At 61.0% G+C, this 21,623-nt stretch carries 17 protein-coding genes; 1 reads left to right on the forward strand and 16 read right to left on the reverse strand.

Features of this window, described 5'->3' with window-relative positions:
• Positions 1-33 precede the first annotated feature (33 nt).
• Positions 34-2,784: a hypothetical protein gene (locus tag ACYVRU_RS07760; RefSeq protein WP_461185969.1), complete on the reverse strand. Its 2,751-nt coding sequence runs from the start codon at positions 2,782-2,784 to the stop codon at positions 34-36.
• A gap of 374 nt (positions 2,785-3,158) precedes the next feature.
• Between ACYVRU_RS07760 and ACYVRU_RS07765 the strand changes: the two genes are divergently transcribed.
• Positions 3,159-4,355: a helix-turn-helix transcriptional regulator gene (locus ACYVRU_RS07765; RefSeq protein ID WP_461185970.1), complete on the forward strand. Its 1,197-nt coding sequence runs from the start codon at positions 3,159-3,161 to the stop codon at positions 4,353-4,355.
• A 132-nt stretch (positions 4,356-4,487) separates the two neighbouring features.
• Here the strand turns inward: ACYVRU_RS07765 and ACYVRU_RS07770 are convergent, their stop codons facing one another.
• The 15 genes from ACYVRU_RS07770 to ACYVRU_RS07840 all read right to left on the reverse strand — a co-directional run bounded on the left by ACYVRU_RS07770 (position 4,488) and on the right by ACYVRU_RS07840 (position 21,605).
• Positions 4,488-5,099, reverse strand: a complete 612-nt coding sequence (locus ACYVRU_RS07770; RefSeq protein WP_198160984.1) for an FAD-binding protein — start codon at positions 5,097-5,099, stop codon at positions 4,488-4,490.
• Between the two features lie 19 nt (positions 5,100-5,118).
• Positions 5,119-5,769: an FAD-binding protein gene (locus tag ACYVRU_RS07775; protein WP_452039425.1), complete on the reverse strand. Its 651-nt coding sequence runs from the start codon at positions 5,767-5,769 to the stop codon at positions 5,119-5,121.
• A 196-nt stretch (positions 5,770-5,965) separates the two neighbouring features.
• Entirely contained in the window at positions 5,966-6,697 is a 732-nt protein-coding gene (locus ACYVRU_RS07780) for a response regulator transcription factor (RefSeq protein WP_231699539.1), read from the reverse strand.
• The gene (locus ACYVRU_RS07785) at positions 6,694-8,436 is read right to left on the reverse strand and encodes an ATP-binding protein (RefSeq protein WP_114548464.1); all 1,743 of its coding nucleotides are present in this window, start codon (positions 8,434-8,436) and stop codon (positions 6,694-6,696) included. Before ACYVRU_RS07785 ends, ACYVRU_RS07780 begins: the two co-directional genes overlap by 4 nt.
• Positions 8,437-8,530: 94 nt before the next feature.
• Positions 8,531-9,127, reverse strand: coding sequence for a 4Fe-4S dicluster domain-containing protein (locus ACYVRU_RS07790; protein WP_114548465.1), 597 nt, complete (start codon positions 9,125-9,127; stop codon positions 8,531-8,533).
• A gap of 3 nt (positions 9,128-9,130) precedes the next feature.
• Complete coding sequence (locus ACYVRU_RS07795) at positions 9,131-11,797, reverse strand: molybdopterin-dependent oxidoreductase (protein ID WP_114548466.1); 2,667 nt, start codon at positions 11,795-11,797, stop codon at positions 9,131-9,133.
• A 419-nt stretch (positions 11,798-12,216) separates the two neighbouring features.
• On the reverse strand, positions 12,217-13,524 hold the full coding sequence (locus tag ACYVRU_RS07800) for an ATP-binding protein (protein ID WP_022741614.1): 1,308 nt from the start codon (positions 13,522-13,524) through the stop codon (positions 12,217-12,219).
• Between the two features lie 200 nt (positions 13,525-13,724).
• Positions 13,725-14,036 (reverse strand): type II toxin-antitoxin system RelE/ParE family toxin, encoded by a 312-nt coding sequence (locus ACYVRU_RS07805; RefSeq protein ID WP_114538936.1) that lies wholly within the window; start codon positions 14,034-14,036, stop codon positions 13,725-13,727.
• Positions 14,029-14,334 (reverse strand): type II toxin-antitoxin system prevent-host-death family antitoxin, encoded by a 306-nt coding sequence (locus ACYVRU_RS07810; protein ID WP_022741620.1) that lies wholly within the window; start codon positions 14,332-14,334, stop codon positions 14,029-14,031. The genes ACYVRU_RS07805 and ACYVRU_RS07810 overlap by 8 nt, the downstream gene beginning before the upstream one ends.
• A gap of 127 nt (positions 14,335-14,461) precedes the next feature.
• A complete protein-coding gene (locus tag ACYVRU_RS07815) occupies positions 14,462-15,163 on the reverse strand; it encodes an indolepyruvate oxidoreductase subunit beta (protein WP_461185971.1) in 702 nt (233 codons plus the stop codon).
• A complete protein-coding gene (locus tag ACYVRU_RS07820; protein WP_461185972.1) occupies positions 15,160-17,283 on the reverse strand; it encodes a thiamine pyrophosphate-dependent enzyme in 2,124 nt (707 codons plus the stop codon). Before ACYVRU_RS07820 ends, ACYVRU_RS07815 begins: the two co-directional genes overlap by 4 nt.
• A 184-nt stretch (positions 17,284-17,467) precedes the next feature.
• Positions 17,468-18,991, reverse strand: coding sequence for a molecular chaperone TorD family protein (locus tag ACYVRU_RS07825; protein WP_461185973.1), 1,524 nt, complete (start codon positions 18,989-18,991; stop codon positions 17,468-17,470).
• Positions 18,988-20,259, reverse strand: coding sequence for a 4Fe-4S dicluster domain-containing protein (locus ACYVRU_RS07830; protein ID WP_461185974.1), 1,272 nt, complete (start codon positions 20,257-20,259; stop codon positions 18,988-18,990). The genes ACYVRU_RS07825 and ACYVRU_RS07830 overlap by 4 nt, the downstream gene beginning before the upstream one ends.
• Positions 20,256-20,885 (reverse strand): TorD/DmsD family molecular chaperone, encoded by a 630-nt coding sequence (locus ACYVRU_RS07835; protein ID WP_461185975.1) that lies wholly within the window; start codon positions 20,883-20,885, stop codon positions 20,256-20,258. The genes ACYVRU_RS07830 and ACYVRU_RS07835 overlap by 4 nt, the downstream gene beginning before the upstream one ends.
• A gap of 81 nt (positions 20,886-20,966) precedes the next feature.
• Positions 20,967-21,605 (reverse strand): 4Fe-4S dicluster domain-containing protein, encoded by a 639-nt coding sequence (locus ACYVRU_RS07840; RefSeq protein WP_461185976.1) that lies wholly within the window; start codon positions 21,603-21,605, stop codon positions 20,967-20,969.
• Positions 21,606-21,623 lie beyond the last annotated feature (18 nt).

Genomic DNA, 21,623 nt, shown 5'->3' on the forward strand with positions numbered 1-21,623 from the left:
ATCGCAACTAGAATCACTGGCGTATTGGCGAAATTAAATTGGCCGGGATTGGCGATTTATCTCCGACTTGGGTGTGGCTGATTTAACCTGACTCCAATAACGCGCCGCCACCACAGACAGCTTCGTGCCCTTTGCGTTGACGTTGAAGGTGCTGTACCGCACCCCATTATCCATAACTTGATATTGTGCCAAGGTACCGTTGTTTGATGTTGAGGTCAGTGATGCGCTCTTGAACCGCACGCAGTCTCTCATATCCAGGGTCATGGCGTCGGCATCCTTGGCGATATTCATATCAAAGGAAATCCCGATCTGGTACTGCCCCAGCCCATCGGTGAACCAGCCAACCTTTGCGGGGTTATCTTGGTTCGTAAAGGTAATCTTGTACAGCTTGTAGCCTGCTTCGGCAGATGTCACAGCCTCAAACTTGTATGCGGTTTTGGGTATTTCTGTTCTTTGGGGACTCTTCACAGTCTCCACGACTGCATCGAGCAGAAAAACCTTATCCGCTATTCTACCAACCTCCTGATACAGCTTGAGATTTTCAACAGTTATCTTCTCCGGCAGACGGATATAGATTTCCTGATCCGTTGTAACATTGTTGGAGGAATAAGGATAGGCGGACGAGCTGAGCAGGCCGTTGAAGGTAATGGTCTCTCCCGCCGTTGTGGAGGTCTTGCTCAGGATAGGCACTCGCTCCAAAGTTCCTTCTTTATACGCCTGCTCCATGGCCAGAGGAATCTCGCCCCTTGTGTTTGTGACCTTTACGGTATAGTCGCCCGATTTGGCCGTGCTATCACCTGAACCAGTATCGTACATTTTCATGGAAGCAAAGTTGGAATACGTAGCCTCCTCTGCGGTCAGCAGCTTGCCGAAGGTAGTGGCGTATCCCGACGTGGGATCCTGAGCACGGGAGGCCACATAGCCCACGTAATCCTTCTCATAGCTGCCTACGTTGGCCTTGATCTTGGTGAAATACTCGTCCTCACCAAGTCCTGCCATCTGGGCGGTAAAGGTGACAAAGCCGCCGCTGCTGGTGAGGGTGCCGTTGTACTTCTGCTCGGTTGAGTTCGTTGTCGTCGTGTACCAGACTTCCACAGTATTGCCCGTGCTTGCAGGAATCTTTTGGGCGGTGACGCCGATTCTATCATTGTTTGCGTAGGTGAATTCCACCGTCTTATTGGCGCTGGCGGCGGCGCCCTGGTTGACCACATGGAACTGTCCCAGATAATAGGTAATACCGGAATCGCCTGCGTAATTATAGATTGGCTGATCGTTGGCCTTTCCCGCCACACTCATGCTCTCGCCTTCACGGGCCGTAAAGCTGAACGTAGTGCAGTCACCATTATAGAGATACCATGTACTGTCATCCTGCCAGGTGATCGTTCCGCCCACTGCGGAGGCATCGCCAGTAGTGGGCGTCTTCCCCTCGTAGCATCCAGGGGCTGTCTTACCGGTGTTGAGAATCGAAGCGCTGTCCCACTTGACGGCATTTGTGTCTGTGACGTCACAATCAGACACCCACTTAAAATAGGGGGTAAAGTAGTCCTGCGCATACTCCAGGTACAGGTTTTCCCAGGTCAGTGTGACGGTATGATCGTTTTCATTTGTCTTTTGTGTAAAGGTAAACCCGTCCTTATAGCTGCCGTCCTCGCCCTTGTGATTTTTCGGATCCAGCAGGTTGGGCCTGGTGGACTCTCCCGCAGGATCCCAGGTGATATGATCGAGTTCCGCATAAATATTGCTGCCATTTTTTGTGTAGTGTGGCAAGGCAATGGTGATCTCCAGCTTTTTGAAGAACTGGGGCATATCGATGTAGTCCTTGTCCGGGTTTATCCAGATTTGCCGCAGGGCAAAGGGCTGATTCGCCGCCGTGGGTACACCAGTCTTCACGCCAATCCGGGACAGTCTGGGGCCGGTCTGGATCGCTCTGTTGTCACTAGGCGTATCATTGTATTTGCCCGTAATCTTTGGAGTGGCAGAGATTGTCTGATATGTTCGATCGCCTGTGTAGACTTCGATTTTGAGCGAATCCTTAAGCTCCTGCTCCTTTGTTCTGTTCCAGAGAACGGTGTCCGGGGCCAGAACGATATTAAAGCTGTTCTTTTCCGCCGTATTTTTGAGGGAATAGGTGATGGTGCCATTTGTAGGACAGTATCCGCCGTAGTTGTTCTTACTATGCAGATTGTCAATGCTTTCAGGCGTTACGCTTTCTGCCATACCGCCCCGCTCAGGGATGGGGTACTCCACCACGGTCAGCCCGTCGGGCACGGTGATCTCCACCTTTTTATTCGCCAGATTCAACTCGCTTTCCACCTCAATGTGCAGGGTGAATTGCTTGTTGAAGTCGACGGAGAAGGAGCTATCATTTGCCAAATTTTGATCGAGTACACCTTCTACCTTAATCAGGGCAGTCGTAATTCGCATTCCCTCAACCGCTCTCTGACCTCCAGATCGGGCGGCTAGGAGATTGGCACCCCGGCTCGCAATCTCCTTCAGGGCGGCATCGCTCCCACCTTCGGCAGCCACCTGCCAGAGCGCGTCGTCCTCAGCAGGAACAAGGCTGGAAGGCGCGGCGCTCAACGAGGCGGTATCCTGCAGGACGTCCACCACATCGAACCCGTCCGAACCCCCAGTAGCCGCAAGGGCGCTCGACACACCGCAAACACCCGCCAGCAACAAGCCCGCCGCCAGGGCCACCGTCCGATTCCTCAGCTGCTCTTTGCGCCTTTGGCGGCGCTTTTCCATCAAGCTTTCCTTGCCATGATATTCGAAACGAGAAACCATAAGACCGTTCCTTCTCGCACGTATTTCGCTCTCTCAAAAACCCTTCGATTTTATCAAGAACAGATTCGGCATAAGTGGAGGTTAAGCCTGATAAAACACTCATATTGGTTTCAAAACGGACACAAAAATGAATCCCTTTTCCAGGGGCTCGAAAGCCGTCTCATGCCGCGGCCTCTTTCTTGACAAAAAAACTTCCAACGGATAGGCTCGGCCCCAGGTTTGCTACATTGTCTTCCACGAGCAAATTGCAGAGCCCGAGACCAAACCCGCAGGAAGCATATCCAGCGGGCCAGAAAATGCCCGTCTAACAAAAACGGATACTTGGGCTTTTCTCGACCAAAAGACATGGTTTGCTTATTTCAAGGGAGGGGATCGTGCAAATCAATCTGAAGGCCCATAGGGTCAACCGGAAACAGGCAGCGCAGATAGCCCTACTCGATGCCATCATCTGGCTCTGGCTGCATCAAATTAATTACGACAGCCTTTTCACCGTATCCTTTATCGACTCTGTTGCAACGCCCGCCATACCAGGCCCACTCATCGGCATCGCCTTGGTCATAGGCATAGGCCGGGCGCGATGGGATCGCATCCCCAAAGCCATTCGCATCGGCGGCGCCCTTGCGGCCACGTTCACGACCCTCGGCTTGGCCCTAGAGCCCCACATGCCCATCTCCAGTGCCACACTGCATGCGACGCTCATTCTTTCCTTGACCGTGGCTTGCACTTTCGCCGCATTGCTTCGACTGGAGACCTTGGCGAAATGCGATGACTTTTCCACGCTATCGGTGGCGCTGTCCGGCTCGCTGCTGCTTTTCTACCTGTTAAACCTGGGGCTCTTGCTCGTGCCGCGAGCCGTATACGACGCTTGCATCATAGCCGCACCCCTCGTCATGCTCGCAGGCGCAAACAACCCCGCACCAAGTTCCACACGCCTGGGGCCTCTGCCCAAGAAGGTACGCCTGTCCTCGCCTATCGTCGTACCGTGCCTCGTCGGTCTCGCAACCGGTTTGGTGGTGGCACTCGGCACGGTATCCATGGCCACCTCGCCCTCGGAGCTGTTCACTCACCCCGCGCCGCTGTTCCTCATCTCGCAGCTGCTCTTCCTGCTGCTCGGCGTCATCACGGCATTTGGCCTCGATCTGCGCAAGGCCACCTACTTCGCCCTCATCAACCTGTGCTGGGGCGCCGGCGTTACGATCGGGATGATTGGACGCGAGCATTTCATTCCGTTGCCAGATCCCATTCTCGTCGACCTGTCCTCCTTCGTTTGCCTTCTCACCCTGGTGGGATTCTTCGCCTTCTCGGGGATATGGGTGAACACTTTGGGACGCACGGCAAGCATGAGTCGCGAATCGGCCGTAGAGGACGTAGCTCGAAAGGCAGGCCTCACCAAAAGGGAGACCGAAGTGGCGTCCCTTCTCCTAGAGGGACGAAGCCTGCGCATTGTGCAGCAAGAGCTGTTCATCTCGGAGGGCACGGCCCGCACCCACGCGAAGCGCATCTACGCGAAACTCGGCATCCACTCCAAACAGGAGCTTATCGACTACTTCAAGCAGAACCTCCCTCATTAGCAAAAGGAATGCTCCCCATTAAAGCGCCTTCCTTCCGTTGATAAAGGAGGCGGCTTCGCCGAAGCGAAGCCGCCAAAGGAAAGGGTATGGGCTGGCAGCGTAGGGAGGGATCCGCTGCCAGCAGAAGTTGGCTTAAGCCTTGGCGGCCAGGACGTGGTTCACGGCCACCCAGCTCATGACGGCGCCCGAACCCAGGCTGATGCCGCCGTGCACGTACGTTCCACCCGATACGCCGGAGGAGCAGTTGCCCACGGCGTACAGGTGCTCGATGGGCTCGCCGTTCACGTTCACGACCTGAGCGTTCTCGTTAATGGTGAGACCGCCGGCGGTGCCGCAGGTGCCGGGCACATACACGGCGCCGTAGAACGGGCCCGTGGCCAGCGGCGCGAGCACCGGGTTCGCCAGATCGGTTCGGCTACCGGCCATAACGCCGGTGGTGTTGATGTCCAGGTGCTTCTCGCCGCGATGGTACACCGGGTCAACGCCCTTGGCAGCGTTCTCGTTGAAGGTCGCAATCTCGGCAGCGAGGCCAGCCGCGTCGATACCCAGCTTCTCGGCGAGCTCTTCCAGAGTGTCGGCCTTCACGAAATGCGCCGGCACCTCCGACGGGTCGGAAGCTTCTCCGCCGTAGGTCTCGTTGAAGTAGCTGTCCTCGCCATCGCCCACGGCGCCTACCGTGTGGCCGGGAAGCGAGTAGGTAGCCCAGCAGGCAGCATCGCAAATGAAGTAGGCGGGGATGTTCACATGGCCCGGCTCGCCCGTGTCATAGTAGGCGAACGCCTGGTTGAACAGGTCGTAGGGACATCTGATCCCACATCTGAGCAGCCGAGAGCGAACCGCTGGCGTCGGCGGCGCCGAGGCTGCCGCGACCCATGGGAATCCAGCCATCCATGGGCTCGTAGTAATCGCCGAATAGCGGCGAGGCTGCGAACTTCCAGCCCATCTCCTCAGAAATCCAGTCGATGAAGGTGCTGCCGTTATCGATGAACGAGTTGAGCACAGCCTGATCGACGCGACCGTCGGTGGCGTTGGTGAAGTACTTGACCACCTCTTCCTTGCTGTCGGTGATGCCGGCGTCGGTGGCGGCGTAGGTCAGCGGCACAGCCAGGCCGCCGCCCGAGGTAGCGGCAGTGCCGCCCCACATGGTTCCCTTCTCGACAAGGCACACCGATTCGGCGCCCTTGGCCGCGGCGACCAGAGCCGCGAACGCACCGGTGCCCGAGCCGATGACGAGCACGTCTACTTCCTTATCCCAAGCAACATCGGCGCCGGCGCTCGCATTCGCGCTCGCGCCCTTTTCCGCGCCCGTCGAGGGGGCACAACCCGTCAGTGCAGCAGCGCCTCCCAGCGCCAGACCAGAGAGAGCAGCCGTCTTCAAGAAGTCGCGACGACCCATTCCCTTGATTTCTCCCATTACTTCCTCCTTTCGGCGAACCAGCGTCCCTGCCGGTTCGGTTACCCCTGCATCGTAAGGACATTGGCGCCTCGCCGTCAGTCTCACGAAAGCGGCGATATGTCCTAAAGCACTCATCCGAAAGGTATGATTTTAGGGAAAATGGCCGATCAGAACCAAAAATGAGAAACGCAGCGACAGCCTATCCCGTCACTCGCTACTCTGCCGCCAGCTTATAGCCAACGCGCCAGACAGTGAGCAGATATCGCGGCTCGCTGGGATTGTTCTCAATCTTTTCGCGGATCTTGCGCATGAACACCGTGATGGAGTTCTCATCCACCTCCGCCGTCTCGCCCCACAGGTGCTCGTAGATGCGGCGTCGCGTGAACACCTCTCCGGGGCTTTCGGCCAAAAGCGCAAGTATTTCGAATTCCTTAGCCGTCAGAGGAACTGTCTCGCCGTGCAAATGCACTTCGTAGCGATCGAAGAACACTTCCAGATCTCCTATGCGGCACGGTTCGCGGCGCGCCAGCTCGCTGGCATCGGTTGAATTTTTGCGCGCATGTTCGATGTCGCCGCGGTGACGCCGCACGTGAGCGTCGATGCGCAGCAGCAGCTCATCGGCGATGAAGGGCTTGGTCACGTAGTCATCGGCACCGGCCTTGAAACCCGTGCTCTTGTCTACGATGTCGTTTTTCGCCGTGAGAAAGATAACGGGAATGCGACGTCCCTCCTCGCGCATTTGCTGGCAGACGTCGAAGCCATTCATGCCGGGCATCATCACGTCGAGAAGCAACAGATCGGGGTGTTCGTCATCCAACAGCCGAAGCCCCTCTCGCCCGCCAAGAGCCCCGCAGAACTCGTAGCCCGCTTCTTCTACGACGGCTCGAAGACTTTCGTGAATGCCCGGATCGTCGTCGATAAGCATCACTTTGATGGGTCGATTCATGATTGTTCCCCCTTCGGAAGGTCTTCGCCACTAGGCCCGCTACCAGATTTCTCGTCCTTCTCTGCCGTTTCTCGCGAAACCGGGCCAGACACAGGGATGCGCACGACAAAGGAAGCTCCCTGGCCCAGCTCGCTTTCCACGCTCACAGAGCCCCCGTGCATCTCGGCGTACTCGCGCACGATGGCGAGTCCCAATCCCGTACCGTTGTAGCGCCGGGTGGATGAGGAATCCACCTGCACGAACTTCTCGAAGATACGTTCCTGATCTGCGGCATCTATGCCGATGCCGCTATCAGCCACCGTAAGCCATACCTCATCGACAGCGTCTTTTGAGCTGGCAGGGTGGAAAGCGGCCCCAAGATGCACGGTACCCCCGTCAGGCGTAAATTTCACCGCGTTGCCGCACAAATTCTGTAGCACGTGGACGAGCTTGTCGAAATCGCCCTGCACGAGCGGCACGTCCGGAGCCACCTCGTTCGTGAACTCCAAATGCTCCTTAGCCGCCAGGGGCCCTACCGTGGCGCGCACGATGCCCACCACATCGCCGACGTCCACCACTTCCAGACTCAGCTTCACGCGACCGGCATCAAGACGACTCATCTCCAGGATGTCGTTGATCATCAGCATGAGCGCCTGGGAGTTAGCTTCGATGCCCGCCAAGGCCTTAGCCTCGTTCTCGTCAGCTCCTGCACGATGCTTGCTCAGCAGATCGGCAAAGGCCACGATGGAAGTGAGCGGCGTGCGCAGCTCATGGCTCACCATAGAGAGGAAGTCGCTCTTGTACTGATTCTCATCCACCAGCTGAGCGTTGACCGCTTCCAGCTGGCGGCGCTGCTGCTCGAGCACCTCGTTAGCCTGCTGCAGCTGAGCCGTCCGATCAGCCACCTCGTCTTCAAGTCCTGCGTAAACATCAGCAAGCTCGTGGGCCATGTCGTTGAAGGCCGTCGTGAGCGAACTCATTTCTTGGGACGATTCGCTATAGCTGAGACGCACATCAAGATTGCCTTCTGACACCTCGTCCACACCGGAACGAATTTTGCCCAAAGGCCGTGTGACCAAATAGGTCAGCGCCACATACACCACGACCAAGCACACCGCCAGCATGACGGCGAAGAACAGGACATCTTGAGCAATGGAATCGCGCTCATTGGCCTGGTACACGTCGAGCGGCATAATGATGCTGATGGCGCCACCGATATCCCCCATTTTCCACCCCTCTTTGGGAGTGCCGGTCACGTCCAGCTCCCCAGCCGGTTCGCCATGGCACTGCAGGCAGGCCTCATCTATGGTCATGGGAGCCACATATCGAAAGACTTGGTGTCCCTCATAGTCGGTAAAGCCGTAGTAGTCGGCACGACTTGCATCGTCGTGGAACGCGGAGAGCGCGGCCGCCTCGTAGCCATCGGGCTCACCAGCTTTATTGCGCGGATTGAAATTCACGAACCGCGTCGTGTAATCGGAATGCATCGTGAAAGACTGACCGATGATGCGACCAGCAATGGCGCAGTGAAGCCCTTGGTACACGCCATCTTCCGTGAAGGCCACTTGGGCCAGGCGGTCTTGATTGGCCACCATGAATTCCCAGACGGCATCCATTTGCTGAGCGAGGGCGCGCGCCTGCTCCCGCAACTCGTTTTCCATTTGGGCATGCTTGTTTGCGGAAGTCCAAACCAAGTTCGCACCGAGCGACACCGCCAGCAGCACGGCGATCAGGCAGAGAAATTTGGTTTTCAGCTTCACTTTCGCCCCCCTTCCACCTTCGACCAGTGTAGCGCGGAAAGCCGGACCGTACGACGGGAGGGAGGTCGCACGGCCCGGCTCGGCGGAAAGGTGGCTACAGAACGAGCTGCTTCAGCTCGCCGGCAAAGGCCGCCTGACGGGCATCGATAACCACCGAGGGATCGGTGGTGGGCTCGGGCAGCACCGAGATCTGGTTCACCCCGTCAGGATGAGCAGCGCGCAATTCCTCGATAGGCCCGAAATCGAGTGCGCGCATGGGGCAAGCCGCCACGCAAGCCGGCTTCTCCCCTGCCGAGCGAAGATCGATGCATCCGTCGCAACGATGCACGACGTTCAACTCCTCGATGAGCACCGGGTGTCCATAGGGGCAAGCCTTCACGCAGTAGCCGCAGCCGATGCACGCTTCATCGTCATGCTGCACCGTGCCGTCTTCCTCGTTGATGTAAGTGGCGCCAGCAGGACACACTTCCACACAGGCCGGAGTATGGCAGTGGTTGCAGGCCCCGGAGTAGTGGAAAGTGGCGGGAGCGGGGAATTCCCCCACTTCGAAGCTTTCCACCCGGCGAAAGAGGTAGCCTACTTCCAGGTCGTTCTTATCCTTGCAGGCCACCTGACACGTACGGCAGCCTATGCACATCTGCTGGTTGAAATAGAATCCCTGCGGGTTCTTGTTCTCTTTCACGTCGGCCATAGGTTACTCACCATCCTTGCAGACAATGCGAAGCGGCTGCTCGGCATCGGGAGCCAAAGCCTCGCCCGTGTACTTCTCAATCTTGCAGAGCGCGGAATTGTAGCCCGACACGCCCTGACCGTTGGGGGCGGGGCCCGTCAGGCAGTTGTCAGCGCCGGCCACATCGATACCAGTCTCTTCGTCCACGGCCACCCACGCGCCGTGAGGCAGAGCCACCACGCCGGGCATGAGGCCCGCATACACGCAGGCGTTGCGCACGCACTGGCCGTAGGGGCTCGAGACGAGCACCGTGTCGCCGTCGGACACCCCGGCCGCATCGGCGTCGGCAGTGCTGATGAACACCGGGTTCGTCCACGCCTCGCGCAACCAGCCGATATTGTCGAACACCGAGTGAGCACGACGCAGATAGTGGGGGTTCATCACCTGCAGGGGATACTCAGCCCCGGACGCGGAGGCGTCCTCGTAGCCGTTGGTCACCTTCACATAGGTGGGAATGGGGGTCACCGTGTCCCAACCCATGGCCGAGAACGTGTCCGCAAGCGTCTGGCTGTATATCTCCAGCTTACCGGAGGGCGTTTCCAGCGGATTAGCCTCGGGGTCTTCCACGAAGTCCTTGAAAGCAATATAGCCGTAGTTGTCGTCGGGAGTGCGCTTGACCTGATACACGCCGAGCTGCTTGAGCTCCTGATAGGCCAGCTTGCCCTCCTGGGGCTCGCCTTCCACGCCCAGCTCGTCGATGTCTTCCTGGGTGATGCCCACGGCCGGCACATAGGTTTTGCCGTCCTCGTCGCACACCTCCATGGAAGCCAGCTGATTGAAATACTGCTGCTTCACATCGAAGGGGTACACATCAGCGCGCGCGATGCCCAGCTTCTCGGCTAGCTCGCAGGCAATGTCCTGGTCGGACTTTGCCTCGTACAAGGGGTCGATGATCTGCTGATAGGCCACCATCATCTCGCGGTTCGACTTATGGCCGAGCGTGCCGCCGAACAGACCGTCGAAGCGCTCCCACTCGGTGGTGAGGGGCAGGATGATGTCGGCATAGCGGGCGGCCGAGGTAAAGAACTGGGCATGGGCCACCACCATGTCCACCTTGCGATGGGCCTCGATGGCGCGGGCCATGCCCACGTTGGTCTGCAGTTTGTTGCCGCTTGAATGGTAGATGACGTGGATGTCGATATCGCGCTTCTCGGCCGGGTCGTAGTGCTTCGTGCCCGTGAAAGTATAAGTGCCATCGATGACAGCATCCCACACCTCGTTGCCATTGATGTGGTCATCCACGGGGTTCTTGATCTCGGGCAGACCGTCCTTGCCGGCCTTAATGAGAGCCGGCCCGCCATTACCCGAAGTCACATGCATGGTGGAACCCGTCATGTGGCCCGACTTGCCCATGTGGCCGCCCATGGCGCCCACGGTCATGACGAGCTGGGGCAGGTTGTCGGTGTTGTTGACGCGGGCCGAGGCAGCCGACACGAGGAAGCCCACCTTGTGATCCTTGCCCATAGCGCGGGCCAGATTGCGGATGGCCTCGGGCGAGGCACCGCAGATTTCGCTGGCCCATTCCGGCGTTTTCGGCGTGTTGTCGTAGGCGCCCTGCACGTAGTCCTTGAAGTTCGTCTGCTGTTTAGCATCGGACGGCATATGCTCGGCATCGAAGCCCACGGTGCAGCGGTTCAGGAAGTCCCAGTCAATGAGGCCCTCAGCCTCGTCGGCCTCCAGCATGGCGTAGGCCACGCCGAGCAGGAAGGCCATGTCGGTGGCCGGGCGAATGGGAATCCACTCCGCATCCAAGGTGGCCGCCGTCTCGCTGTACATGGGATCAACGACGATGAACTTCGCGCCGGCGGCCTTGGCCTGCCAGTAGTTCCACATTTGGCTGCCCGCAGCGCTCCAGGCCGGGTTCATAGCCATCATGACGATGGTCTCGCAGTTGCGCAGGTCGTAACGGTCGTTGATAGTCTGGTCCTGCATGTTGTCGTGATGGAACCCGATGACGAACGGAGTCTTCGACCAGGAGCCATAGGAGTTGGTGTCCCAGAAGTTCGTGAAGCCGCCGAAGGCGCCCATGGTGCGGGTCATCTCGGGATTCCAACCCTTCAGGAGCAGGATGGAGCGGTTGCCATACTGCTCCTTGGCGCGAGTCAGGCCCTGAGCCACCAGATCGAGCGCCTCGTCCCAGCTCACACGCTCCCACTCGTCCTTGCCGCGCAACTCGCCATTGGGAGCGTCCAAGCTCCAGCCGGCGCGCTTGAGCGGATACTTGATGCGATCCTCGGCGAACACCTGCTTGCGCTGGCTGCGGCCGCGCAGGCACCCGCGCTGCTGCGGATAGTCCGGACTGTCCTCGTGGGTGTCGTCGGTCTTCTGGCGCACGACAACGCCGTCTTGCACAAGCACCTTGTTCAGGCAGCGACCACCGCAGTTGTGCCAGCAGGCCGCCGTCTTCCACTCGCCTGACACGATATCGCGACCGACCGGATGGGCAGCTTCAGCATCTTCACCCGTAGCGGCCAAATCGCTCGTAGCCGGAGCGCAAGCAGTCAGCGAGCTAGCCGCGGCCAAAGCCGTAGCAGCCGTAGTGGCTTTGATAAAGCTGCGGCGAGTCAGATGAGCAGCGTTCCGAGTCGTCGGGTGCGAATCAACGTGGAGCGTCTCTTCATTGCGAGCCATAGGTCCTCCTCTTCTCCCTTACTCAGAAGCACGTTCTCCTCAACGTGTCTACAAGAGTACGAGAACCAGACCCCAATAGCCATTACCGCCATCCGCAATCTTTCTTTCCGAATTATTAATTGCCCCGAGGCCAAGCGTTCTTCGAGCGAGTGCAGATAATCCTCTTTGCCGTAAAAATCTCCGCTGCGGGAGATTATTTCACGAATTTTTCTCCCAAATCAGAATTACCCGTACTCCTCCCCTCCGTAGTTCTAATAGGTCTTTGCAGGGAACCCCTTGCAAACTTAGAGGAACTTAGAAGCTATCATGGAAGAAAATTCTTTCACTCCAAGCGGTAAATCCCGCTGGAAGTCCTTTAATACTCGACCAGGCTGTAGGTGTCGATGGATTGGCGCTGGTGCATGATGCGGTACACCGTATCAGTCTGCCAGCGCCCTGAGGGGCACGACGTAAATGCCCTCTTCCACTTCTCTAGCATACGAGCCAATGCCGGTTATCACACAGAGGAACTCTGGAGGACGCCCCTGCGCTCGTGGGTTTTCTGCAACTTTCTTCCGCAGCCGCCTGAGAGATTTCACCGCATCGGGAACCTTCTCTTCGCTGAGCTTGAACTCGAAGGCGGCCCATCTACCATCCAGGGTCTCTATGACAGCATCGGCCTCTAACCCCGAATCGTCCCGATAGTAGTAAACAGCCGCCGGCATCGAAGGATCCATCGCCTGGGCGTATACCTTGAGATCGCGAATGCAAAGATTCTCGAAAACAAGACCGAAGGTCTGCCCATCCGCGAGGAGGGAATCCGGCGAAAGCAATAGCAGGGCGGCGGCCAACGACGGATCGGCGAAGTAGCGCTTCGGCTTCGTCGCTAGGCGCTTTTTTGAGCGCTTTGGCGGCACCCAGCCCGGCACCTCCTCGACAAGGTAGATCGAGCGAAGAAACTCCAGATACGAGGCGAGCGTCTGCTCGGTTACGAGGGATGATGGATTGTCCTCTCCGCCGTACATATCGCTGATGATGGTCTTGTAGGTTGGAGACTGTCCCAAATTGCGGGCAATCGACAAGCACAACCGACGGGCCACCTCTCCACTCTTGCCATGTTTAGGAGCACTCTTTTCGAAAACAAGACGCAGATATTCTCTTGCAACGAGCTGACCGTTTTCAGCGGAAAGATCGAGGGCTTCGGGCCATCCCCCACGGCAGATCAACTCAGCTAGCTGACGCGTATCGTTTTCAACTTTCGCTGGCTGAAACCGGTGAGCGAATAGACCGCGGAGCGAGACAGAACGTTCAGACTCCCCAGACTCGGCCAAGCTGAAGGGATACATCCTCACAGAGCCAATCCGACCCGCACCACTATGCCTGCTCTGGCCCTCTTGGTCATCGGACGAGATCGGGGTGGACGACCCAGTCAGCAGCCACGCCCCCCTTAACCCCCGCTCGTCATCTATGGCATGACGAACTGCATTCCAAATCGCAGGCGCAAGCTGCCATTCGTCTATAACGTGGGGGCGATCGCCTATGAGCATGAGTTTTGGGTCGGCACGAGCCATGTCCAACTCTTCATCCACATAGCTGACGCTTTGCGCGTGGGCCAAAGCCGTCCACGTCTTTCCGCACCACTTCGTACCAGCCACCTCTACGGCCCCGAAGACCTCGAGATAGCGCTCTATTTGCTCGTCCACAAGACGCGGCAGATATCCATTCTTTACAAGCGTTTTCCGAGGCATGGCCCACGCAACCTTTTCTCTACGAGCGGCTTCTTTGCATCGACCCTATACTATCAAACTATTCATGGTTTTCCGAGTTTTTGATTCATGGTTTTCCGAGTTTTTGATTCATGTTTTTCCGAGTTTGATCGGTTGAGGGTTGATTGATCAACTGTTTTCGAATTGTACCTTGGCAACCTATACTGATTCTGGATTGAGTGTTAATACTCAATCAGGCTGTAGGTGTCGATGGATTGGCGCTGATGCATGATGCGGTACACCGTAAGCGTAGTGGCATTGTAACGGTAGTAGATGATGTAGGGGCCCGCAAGCGTCGTGCGGTACTCGTGCTCGAGATGGTCGTCGGTAAAGTGGCCGCCGGCGTCCGGAAAGGTTCGTACGGTTTCCAAAGCCGCATCGATACCCTTTATCGCATCGAGGGCCGCCTGGGGCATTCCCCGCTCGAGGCCGAGGTAAATGGCGATGGACTCCCGATCGAGCTGCGCCCGCGGACGCCATGCAAGATCAAGCATAGTCGAGCCCCCATACCTTGAAGATTTCGGCCATGCGCGCGTCGGATTCCTCCGCTGTGAGCGCCTCCGGGCGGTAGCGCTCTTCAATTTCCGCCTCACGCAAGGCGAGGAACATGCGGTTGCGCTGAGCGGCGGCCTCATAAGCGGCGCAGTCTTCCAGCACATAGGCCGGTACGCCGTTTTTCGTGAGGATGATGGGTTCCTGGCTCTCCGTCGCCTGAGCGCACACGTCATTGAACTGCGTGCGCAAATCAGTGATAGGTCGAATAAGCGGAAGCGCTGCCACAGCGGCTGTCATAAGGCACCTACTTTCATTACCATAATTATGGTATTAATTATAGATGCTTTAATTGACAAATCAAGCAACACGTCTATGAGAACTCTTGCATGTTATTCAGCTAGAGCAAATTATCCGAGGCCCTCTGTTATCCGAAGTTGGCGACGGCGGTGTCAATGGCGGCGAGGTTCATGGCGACGAACTGGGGCTTCACGCGGGCGCGCACCGCATCTTTCAGCTCGTCGACGGTGAGCGGCACACGGCCCTGGGCCACGGCCACGGCGAGCAGCATCATGTTGAGGGACTTGCGGGAGCTCGCACCGGCCTCGCGCACGAGGGCCTCGTCGTCCACGGGGATGAACAGGGGCACCGGGTAGCCTTCCACACCGGGGGCTTCGGCGTCCTGGGTGTTGGCCTTGGCATTCGGCGCAATGGCGACCTCGGCCGCTTGCTCGCGGGACGCCTCCGCCTGAAGAGAATTCGCCAAAGCCGCCACCACGTCGCCAGCGCGATAGGGCTGGCTCGACAGGGCCGCGGTCACCGGTTGGATAGCCGTCGTCGCCGTGACGAGCACGCCGCCGGGCGCCAGAAACGGCAGGGCGCGGGCTGCCTCGCCGGGCTCCAGGGCGATGACGATATCGGCCGTGCCGGGGGTGATGAGCGGCGAGAACACCGCCTCGCCGTTCGAGCCCATGCGCACGTGGCTCGTCACATTGCCGCCGCGCTGGGCCATGCCGATGGTCTCGGCCGTGCGCACCTGCCAGCCCTTGGATTGCGCCGCTTGGGCCAGAACCTTCGCAGCCAGCACCGTGCCCTGGCCGCCCACGCCCGCAAGCAGAATGTCAATCATCGGGCACCCCCTTCTTCCACTGCATCTCCGCCGCATTCCAACTCTTCCCCACTGAAAGTCAAACCAGAGATCGGGCCGGTTTGGAACGGATCGGGGTTCGGGGCGTAGATGGTCGGTTCCACTGGAGCCGCCCCGCCGAAACCCACGGCACCCTGGATGGCGTTAAAGGAGCACACCTGAGTACACAGGCCGCAGCCGTCGCACAGGCTTGTGTCCACGAACGCCTGGCCGCGTCCGCCGGATTTCGGGCCGCGCAGCCCTTCGTCGAAGCCGATGCCGGGGCACCCGATGGAGGTGATGCACTTCTTGCAGCCCGTGCACGTATCAGCGTCGATAGTCACCGGCGCATCGGGCTTCTTCAGCTGGATGCACGGGGCGCGGAAGATGATCGCCGACGGGCCTTCGAAGTCGATGGCCGCGCGGGCCGCCGCCACGGAGCTTTCCAGGCTGTGCGGATTCGCGAACCCAATGTGCTGGACGCCCAGACCGTGCAGCACTTCCTCAATCACAATGGGCCGTCGCCGCTCGCCCATGAGCGTGACGCCCGTGCCGGGATGCGGCTGGCTGCCGGTCATGGCCGTCGTGGCATTGTCCAGGATGGCGAAGGTGACGTCGTGCCCGTTGTACACGGCGTTGGCGATGCCGGTCATAGCGCTGGCGAAGAACGTGGAGTCGCCTACGAAGGCCACCTGCTTCTTGCCCGGCTCGGCCACGGCGAAGCCCTGGGCCATGGTGATGCCCGCGCCCATGCACAGGCAGGTGTCCACGGCATCGAGCGGCTGGGCGTTGCCGAGCGTGTAGCAGCCGATGTCCCCGCACAGCACGGCCTCGCGACCGCGGAGCGCCTGCTTCACGGCATAGAAGCTGCCGCGGTGAGGGCAGCCCGCGCACAGCACCGGCGGCCGCACGGGTAACGGGCCCTCGTAGCTGAGATCGTTGGCGCCGATGGTGGACGCCACCAGGGCGGCGAGCCCATTGGAGCGGTGGGTGCGATCGAAGAACCGGCCCAGGCGGCCGGCGATGTTCTCCGTCATGTTCTCGCCGCGGTCGTTAGCCTCGCCAGTCAGCTTGCCGTGCACCCGCAGCGGCAGATGGCGCGCCCCGGCCAGCTTCAGCATCTCCTCTTCCAGCACGGAATCGAGTTCTTCGAAGACGATCACATCGGTCAGCCCCTCGGCAAAGGCCGCCGCCGTCTCAGTCGGGAAAGGATACGGCGTCCCCACAGCTATGAAGCGGTAGCGCGGCACGGGGATGCCGGCACGAGCGGCCTGAGACGTGATGAGCGTCAGCGCCTCGCGAGCATAGGCTGCCGATACGCCGCCAGCCACAATGCCCACCGCAGGAGCGGACGCTCCAGCACCTTCGACGCCATTCTGCACGACGCCAATCGTCTCACCTTCCCCGCCCCCTTCGAACACTTCGTTGAACTGCGCAAATGCAGGGTCGTGAGCGTAGTCCCAAGCTATCTGGGCCAGGCGGCGGTTAATCTCGCCGTGGCCTTCGTAGGCACGCTTGGGAAAAATGACCCATTTGGGATCCTTCTGGAAGCCCCCTTCAGGCAGCGGACGACCGTGAGTTTCCTCGGCCACCTCGAAGAACGTGGAAGCATGGTTGATACGCGTCGTGGGACGCACGATGACCGGCGTGTGGTAGCGCTCGGACAGATCGAAGGCGGCCCGCATCATGGCGAAGCCCTGCTCGGGCGTGGCCGGATCGAGCACCGGCACCTTCGCGAAGGCGCCGAACCGACGCGTGTCCTGCTCGGTTTGGGAGGAGATGGGGCCCGGATCGTCGGCCACGAACAGCACGCAGCCGCCGCCCGTGCCCACGTAGTTCAGCGACATGAGCGCATCGGAAGCGACATTGAGCCCCACCTGCTTGCAGGTGAACAGCACCCGCGCGCCGCAGTAGGACGCGCCGGCCAGCATCTCGAGCGCCGCCTTCTCGTTGGTGGACCATTCCACATGCACGTCCTGGGCCGCGCCCGCCGCGTGCAGCTTCGCCACAGTTTCCACCAGCTCGGACGACGGCGTGCCCGGATAGCCCGCCACCACGTTCACCCCGGCTTCCAGAGCCGCGTGGGCAAACGCCTCATTGCCCATCAAAAGTTTCTTCGCCATGAACCGTCCCTTATCCCTCGTACTTTTCCCGAGTAGTATAGCAAGGGGCTGGAACCCGAGGCCCGATCTCCTCAAAACGAGAGGCCGATCGGCCACGATGAAGTCAAAATGAGCGCAGGCGGCAGGACGCGGAATTCCCCATCGCCACTGTCCAGGCGCCTTTCCGACGGGAAGCGGCCCCGCCCTAGGCGACTCCGTCGGCGACGAGGTTGAGAAGCCACGCGTACAGGGCGAGGAAGGCGTTGTCGCTGTGCTGCGTGATGGCCCGGGCGACGCCGCTCGCGAGCTCGCCGAAGTGGTGGGCGCAGAAATCGAGGCGCAGCAGCTCCCACTCGCGGGCGCTGCCGGCGTCTCCCCCTTCGAAGGCGCGGGCTTCCAGCGAGGTGACGTAGGAGAGGAAGTCCAACTCGCTCACGAGCGCATCGAACGGGTCGCCGTTGCCGGGACGGTTCTTCAGGCCCAACTTGCGGTACTCCAGCCCCACCGCCGCCCGCTCGCCGTGAGCCAGGGAGAACTCCGTGCGGCCCTGGGTCACCCACCGCGAGCCGGTGAGGGGCACCAGGCGCGGGTACCCGTAGAACAGGCGCGTGAACTCCGCCCGCAAATCGCGGCCGCGGGCCGTCGGGCTCTTGGCTGCCCATGCCTCGAAGCGCACGGCCACATCTACCGGCAGTCCCTCGCGCGGCCCGAGGCCCTCCAACAGCTCTCGTACCTGCCGCAGCAGCTCGATGGAGGTATGATCCTCGGCTTGACGCCGCTCGGGATAGGAGAACAGGCGGGCCAGAAGCGCGTAGAGCGCCGCCAGCGCCGAAGGGCGATTGCTCGCTGTGGCGCCCAGGGGCGTCGCGGCAACGGAAGGGGCTTCTTCCGCCTGGCCGTCGAGCACATAGTCCAGCAGGCTCATCAGCTCGTCGAAGGCCTCGGCGCGAGACGCATCGCGCGCCCAAGACGCAGCAGAGGCAGCTCGCACGCGTCCCACGGCCTCGTGGGCGAGCACCGCCTCCAAACGCTGGGCGCCCGATGGCTCCAACAGCACCTCGTTGGGAGATGATCCCGGCTTTGCGAGGCCCTTCTCGACCAACCCCTCGATCTGCAGGCGCACCGCGGGCAGCGACAGATCGAGCGCCGCAGCCAAAGGCGCGACATTCACGGGCCCCCCGGCCCGCTTGAGCAGGGCCAGCGTCATCACCTGGCCCGAGGGCATGCCGCGCTGGGCCCCCGCCTGGGCCAGCGCCGCCCCGAAGGCGCCAAGCGCCCCGAGGGCGGCCGCGGGCAAAAGGTACGCCTCGCCATCGGGTTCCGCATCGGCAAAGCATTGGTGCAGCAGCCCCACGAGCCGGTCGAAGCCCTCCTCGGTAAGAAACCGGCTCCGATTGATGAGCGCGATGGCCAGCGCCTCATCGAGAAACGCCGCTGCCTCGGCCCCTTTGGCCGTGATGCGGAATGCGAACGTGCGCCGATCGCGGCTGCTGCGCTCCCAGCGAACCTGCTCGCGATCCTCTAGCAGCGCCACTGCTCCATTGAGCTGCGCCCGCTCGATGCGCAGAATCGCCGCGGCCTCAGCGGCCGTCGCGCCCTCCTCCTGCTGCGCGGCCAAGGCCAGGCATGCGCTCTCGATGAGCGTCATGTCGCCCAGGGCGAGAGCCGTCCGCGTGAGGAGCCGATACAACCGCTGCAGCAGCAAGAGACGCTCGATGGAAAAGATCATGGGCGAATCTCCCCGTCATCGGGAGCAAGGGATGCGGAAGCGGGAGAAGCGGGCCAGGGCACCGCGCCCGTTTCCAAGGCACACAGGCGGCACAGACCGTCCACCTGGGAGCGGATCGGCGCAAGGGAGCCGCAGCGGCGGCATGGCGCCACCGACTGGCGGTAGACCTCCCGCGCCTCGAAGGGATCGGAGGAGGGCGCGACCTCGCGCTCGATGGCTTGCTGCGCACAGGAGCGCAGGCACAGCCCGCATTCCGAGCACTGCCCGGCGTTGAAGCGGTACGCGAGCGCGCCGTCTTCCGCTGTCAGCGATATGGCCCCGGTGGGGCACATCCGAGCGCAGGTGCCGCACCCGGCGCAGCGCGTCTCGTTCACCCGCTGCACGGGCCACAGATAGGCGCCGCCGTCCGGCCGGTCCGCCGCGTCATGCCAACGTTTCTCAAGTTGGAGCCGCCAGCCGATGGCATGGCGCTTCACCGACCGTTCGGGAAGCCCGTCGCCCCGGGCGACATCACCGGCCTCGTCGCACTCGGCCGCCACGCGGCGGAAGAGCGCCCGGGCCGAGGAGCGCGGTGCGGGAGCATCGGACGCCCCTTTCCCGCCTGGCTCTTTCGCCCTGATAGCGCCGCAACCGCCATCCCCAGCATCTCGGATTCTCCCGATACGTTCGGCATCATCGGCGCCCACGGGCCCGCTCTCGGGAAAGACGATCCCGCCGCTGTCGACGAGGTTGCCCTCCCGGTGCCAATCGCCCAGAAGCGCCCGGGCCCGCTCCATATTCCCGCGTAGCACCGGACCCACGGTCCGGTAGAGCGCGCAGGTCTCGCAGCGATCCGTCACCAGCGTGCATTCCCGCTCGCAGGCCATGGAGAACAGCGCCGCGGGGGTGAGGGCGGCCAGGCACACGGCCATCTGGTAGGTGTCCACCGGCGAGGCGAGGGCGGAAATCTCGCCATGGGGCAGCCAGCAGCGCACGCGCACCGCGCCGTCGCTGCCCATGCGCTTGAGGGCCCGCCGCTCGGAGAAGTTCGTCGCCTGGAACGCCTCGAAGGGGCAGGCCGACAGACATGTGCCGCAATGGAGGCACAGTGCTGGGTCGAAGAGGGGAACCGAGGTGCCCTCCCCCCGATGGATCGCGTGGCTCGGGCAGGCGTTCACGCAGGAATCGCACTGGGCGAACACGCTCTTGTGGTGCATGCAGCGATCCTCGGTGAACAGGATATCGACCTTGATGGGCCGATCGCTGCCGTAGCGCTTGCTCGCATTCACGAGAGCGCCCGCGTGAATTCCCCCGTGAGCACCGCCAGGCCCCGGTAGAACGGCTCGGCGGCGTCGGCCTCTACCTCGGCGCAGAAACCGGGCACCCAAGCGCACAGGTGCTCGTCGGCGAAGGCCTGCAGGCGCTCGGCGGCGTCGATATCCGACGGAACCGACAGCGTGCCGCCATCGGCCAAATGCCCGCAGAAGTCGAACTCGTTGGAGAGGTAGTCGATGCAGTCGTTGTACTTCCCCTTGCGCACCACGCCGCACTCCTTCATGAAGTCGGCCACGGCCACGCTGTGGTTGTTGATCATGCGGATGGGATGGGCCACCCCGTGAGCCCGCTGCAGCCAGGTGCCCTCGGAGTTCTCTACCACGGGATCGGGGCCGATGAAAAGGCGCGTCTCCTCGCGGCGGATGGCGTGGAGCGCCTCTTCCGCATCGGCTCCCTCGTAGGTGGACAAGGCCGCGGAGAACGCCTCGATGGCCGCCGGGGAAAGCTCCAACGCAGCGGATGCCTCGGCCAGGTCGCGGGCCATCATGCCGGAGACGACGGCCTCGATCCACGGGCCGGCTGTCGGCGGCCGCCAGGCCACGGCCAGAAGTTTGAACATGGTCCCCAAAACGGTGTTCACGGAAAACCCCTCTCCTCCCACGCAAGCGATGCCATGGTAACCCATTTCGGGCCGCCATGGCATCGCAGCGGAGCCTTTAGCTTACTTCAGGTAGTACATGCACGGGCCGGTGCCGGCGTCCACGAGCAGCTGCTCGCACTCACGCTCGGCGATGAGCTTCGAGATGTCACTCTCCGGATCGTTCAGGTCGCCGAAGGTCATGGCCAGAGTGGGGCAGCCCTCCACGCAGGCCGGCAGGTCGCCCTCGGAGATGCGCTGGTAGCACAGGTTGCACTTCTCCACGGTGTTCTTCACGTGGGTCGGCGCCTCGCTGTTGCCCACGGGGAAGCCCACGAGGAACTCGGGCTCGGCCTCCAGGTAGGTGCGCACGCCCGCGCCGACGGCCTGGTAGGGGCAGGCCTCCACGCAGCTCTGGCAGCCGATGCAGGTCTCGGTGTCCTGGGTGACGATGCCGGTCTCCTCGTCCTTGGTCGTGGCACCGGTGGGGCACACCGCAACGCAAGCCGGATTCTCGCAGTGCTGGCAGCGCAGGGGCTGGTAGGCGATGGTGTTGGAGCCGTAGGAGCCACTGGGGCAGTCCTTGCTCGCGCCGCCCACAGTGTTCACCGTGCAGTACCACACGTCGTTGGGCAGGTTGTTCTCCAGCTTGCAGGAAACCGAGCAGCTTCCGCAGCCGATGCAGCGACGGTAATCGATCGCAATGCCGTATTTATGAGCCATGAGTATCTCCGTCCCTTC

Source organism: Adlercreutzia sp. CNCM I-6216, from assembly GCF_977113345.1.